Source organism: Gluconobacter sp. P1D12_c (genome assembly GCF_018812105.1).
In the GTDB taxonomy this organism is placed as follows: domain Bacteria; phylum Pseudomonadota; class Alphaproteobacteria; order Acetobacterales; family Acetobacteraceae; genus Gluconobacter; species Gluconobacter oxydans_A.
Window position 1 is genome coordinate 1 of sequence record NZ_JACSIQ010000604.1, and the last position, 413, is coordinate 413.

Here is a 413-nt window from a genome sequence, read left to right on the forward strand (position 1 = left end):
ACCGCAGATACTTCCCCTTATTCGGGAGAATGTTATCAATCCAATAGGTCAGCTCATTCCTCAACTGGCGACGCTCAGCAACAGCAACAGCAGGAATGAACATGATATGCCTAAACTGTTCATCCATCTGCTTAGCTAATCCAGACAGCAAACCCACCTTGAAAAAGGTGCCATCCTGCTTCTTACGCCTAGACGGAATCCCCAGACCTTCAAGCCTGTCAGCAATGCGATCAGATTGAAGCCTTATGGCCTCATCCCTGCCAATGCGTTCAAGATGTTTAAACACATCAACCTTGTTCCCACTGTTGCGACGAAGCAGCTCATAAAAACCTATCCGAGAAGCTGACTCACACCCATTCTCAGACGGTCCTTCATCAAAAATCTCTCCGCGTGATTCCTTCGCTTCCTTACCC

Annotated in this window: 1 protein-coding gene; it reads right to left on the bottom strand. The window is 47.9% G+C overall.

From position 1 onward, the window contains the following. The coding region (locus KP705_RS18350; protein WP_215765338.1) for a hypothetical protein at positions 1-413 on the bottom strand (413 nt) is incomplete at both ends.